Source organism: Blautia sp. CAG:237, assembly GCF_000436615.1.
Taxonomy (GTDB): domain Bacteria; phylum Bacillota; class Clostridia; order Lachnospirales; family Lachnospiraceae; genus Blautia_A; species Blautia_A intestinihominis.
This window is the reverse complement of record NZ_FR886763.1, coordinates 78,552-81,392: the sequence shown is the minus strand read 5'-3', so window position 1 is coordinate 81,392 and position 2,841 is coordinate 78,552. Positions and strand designations below refer to the sequence as shown.

The window sequence follows — 2,841 nt, the reverse complement described above, 5'->3', positions numbered from 1 at the left end:
TTGCAGGCGGGATCTCAATCGCCGCCGCCGTACTGATCTCACTGACAAACCTTACTTCAGCGGGACAGTTTGCAGGGATCGGGATTATTTTTGCTTCGGGATCTCTGTGGGAGATGGCACTGACACAGCTTGTTATCAACTTGAGATATTGTCTGATGTCATTCTCACTTTCCCAGAAACTGGAACGAGGTGTTTCTACAGGGCACAGACTGGCTGTTGCTTTTGGTGTGACGGATGAGATCTTTGGTGTCAGTGCCAGCCAGGAGGGGCGTGTCAGCCCATGGTACAACTATGGTGTGATGGCAGTTGCGATTCCAGGATGGACACTGGGTACTCTGGTCGGGGCAGTCTCAGGAAATCTTCTGCCGGATTTCCTGGTCAGTGCACTGAGCGTGGCAATCTATGGAATGTTCCTCGCAGTCATCATACCGCCGGCAAAGAAAAACAGAGCGATATTAGGTGTTGTGATCGGAGCAATGGCAGTCAGCACCATCTTTGCAGTTGTTCCGGTCCTGAATAAAGTTTCTGCCGGATTTGTGATCATCATTACAACCGTACTGGTAGCCGGAATCGCAGCATATTTCTGCCCGGTCCCGGAAGAGAAGGAGGCGTAGAGAGATGAAGCCAAATATATATGTTTATATCCTGGTCATGGCAGGTGTTACCTACCTGATCCGTATGCTTCCATTGGTCCTTTTTAAGAAGGAGATCACAAGCCCGTTTGTAAAATCTTTCTTATATTATGTGCCATATGCCTGTCTTGCTGCGATGACTTTCCCGGCGATCCTGACAGCGACTGCAGGAGGAATCCTTTCCGGTGTGGTAGGACTTGTCGTGGCACTGATTGTCGCGTATAAGGAAAAGAGCCTTCTGACGGTGGCATTATTCGCATGTGCGGCGGTGTTTATTGCAGAAAGAATCATGGGATTTGTGATGTGAACAGGGAGAATGTACAGGGAAAAAGACACATTCTGCAAGATATCTGGAAGTTTTGTTGATTGACACTTCTCAGGGCGTATGGTAGTATGATAAATGCATATATTACGATGTTACGCTGAAGATAGTATAGGATATAAGCTGCAGCGTAATAAAACAGAGGAAGGAAATTATACGATGTTAGAGAATTTGAATTCGTATCTTGATGATCCGATTGACGGAAACAAACAGGATGATGAGGTAGAGATTGATCTGCTTGAGATTTTTAATGTGTTAAAATCCAAATTCCTGATTCTTCTGACAGCAGGTCTGCTGGTTGGCTGTCTCTGCGGATTATTCACGAAATTTGTAATGACTCCGGTATATACCTCTACATCAAGCATTCTGGTTCTGTCCAAGGAGACAACACTTACTTCTCTTGCTGATATTCAGCTGGGAACCAGTCTGACAAGTGATTACACCGTACTGATCAAGTGTACACCTGTTCTTGAACAGGTAATCAAGAACCTGGATCTGGATATGGATTCTGATGCTCTGAGAAAAAATATTTCCATAGAGAATCCATCCGACAGCCGTATTCTGGAGATTTCTGTACAGAATACAGATCCGGAGCAGGCAAAGAAGATCGTAGATGAGATCGCTAATGTAGCATCCAATTACATTGGAGATAAGATGGAGGTTATTCCGCCTAAGATCATTGAGATTGGTAAGATCCCGGCAGTTCAGTCTTCACCAAGCATGAAGAAGAATGTCGTAATGGGATTTATCCTTGGCGTGGTAGCAGCAGCAGCAATCGTAGTTGTGATCACAATTATGGATGATACTCTGAAATCAGAAGATGATATTGCGAAATATCTCGGCATTTCTGTTCTTGCAGTAGTTCCGGACAGAAAGGACTACGTCCACTACAAAGGCAAGAAACGCAGGAAAAAAAGACACTGATTTGGATGGAGGAATCTTATAAATGAGGAAAATTGCAATAAAAGATATCAGAAAGCAGGATTATTTCTATACAGAAGCAATCAAGACTCTTCGTACCAACATCCAGCTTTCAGGAAAGAGTATCAAGACGATCATGGTCAGTAGCTGCTTTCCGAATGAGGGGAAGAGCGATATTGTCCTTAGTATAGCTCAGGAGTTAAGCAGTATTGGCAAGAAAGCGCTTATTATAGACGGAGATATCCGTAAGTCTGATTTTGCGATCCGTCTGGGAGTTGAAGAGGAAGTAGTTGGGCTGTCTCAGTTCCTCAGTGGACAGGCAGAGGTCAAGGATCTTATTTATTCAACCAGTTACCCGAATTTACATATTATTTTCGGAGGACCGATTGCACCGAACCCGTCAGGCCTTCTCAGTGAGGATCTGTTCCGGACATTCATGAAGGAGATTCGGAATTATTATGATTATATCATTGTAGATACACCTCCGATCGGAAGTGTAATCGATGCAGCGGTAATTGCGAGATACTGTGATGGTGGGATTTTTGTCATTGAACCTGGTGTCGTAAGCTATAAGCTTGCACAGAAGTGCATCAAACAGCTTGAGAAGAGTGGATGCCGTATTCTTGGGGCAGTAATGAATAAAGTTGACACCAAGAAGGATAAGTATTATTCTTCCTATTATAAACATTATGGTGGCTATTATCAGAAACTGGCAACATCAGAACAGACAGAAAAAACACAATAAAAGAAAGCAGGTTAGAAGTGAGCTGGAACAGTAGAAGAAATAGTAAATTTACAAATATTATTCTGGTGATCATTTGTATTGCGTTGATTGTGGTTCTTGGAGGACTGTTACTGACAAACCGCAAGGAAATGAAGCAGGAATCAGAACGTCTGCAGAAACTGTCAGAGAAGCAGGAGACAGGAATTGACAATTATGAAACTGTAAAGGAACATGCGTCTGAA

The 2,841-nt window shown here is 43.5% G+C and carries 5 protein-coding genes; all 5 read left to right on the top strand.

Annotation, left to right across the window (positions count from 1 at the left end; genetic code table 11):
- A partial coding sequence (locus QZL69_RS11765) for an AzlC family ABC transporter permease (protein ID WP_291519528.1) occupies nt 1-614 on the top strand: 614 nt, incomplete at its 5' end.
- 4 nt (nt 615-618) lie between these two features.
- The gene (locus QZL69_RS11760) at nt 619-939 is read left to right on the top strand and encodes an AzlD domain-containing protein (RefSeq protein WP_022215399.1); all 321 of its coding nucleotides are present in this window, start codon (nt 619-621) and stop codon (nt 937-939) included.
- A gap of 174 nt (nt 940-1,113) precedes the next feature.
- Nucleotides 1,114-1,878 (top strand): YveK family protein, encoded by a 765-nt coding sequence (locus QZL69_RS11755; RefSeq protein ID WP_022215398.1) that lies wholly within the window; start codon nt 1,114-1,116, stop codon nt 1,876-1,878.
- Nucleotides 1,879-1,900: 22 nt separating this feature from the next.
- Entirely contained in the window at nt 1,901-2,620 is a 720-nt protein-coding gene (locus QZL69_RS11750) for a CpsD/CapB family tyrosine-protein kinase (protein ID WP_022215397.1), read from the top strand.
- Between the two features lie 17 nt (nt 2,621-2,637).
- On the top strand, nt 2,638-2,841 hold a 204-nt coding region (locus tag QZL69_RS11745), incomplete at its 3' end, for a hypothetical protein (RefSeq protein WP_330361779.1).

Excerpts from the sequence above, each read along its gene's own strand:
- QZL69_RS11760 (WP_022215399.1), top strand. The coding sequence starts at position 619 with ATGAAGCCAAATATATATGTTTATATCCTGGTCATGGCAGGTGTTACC.
- QZL69_RS11755 (WP_022215398.1), top strand. The coding sequence starts at position 1,114 with ATGTTAGAGAATTTGAATTCGTATCTTGATGATCCGATTGACGGAAAC.
- QZL69_RS11750 (WP_022215397.1), top strand. The coding sequence starts at position 1,901 with ATGAGGAAAATTGCAATAAAAGATATCAGAAAGCAGGATTATTTCTAT.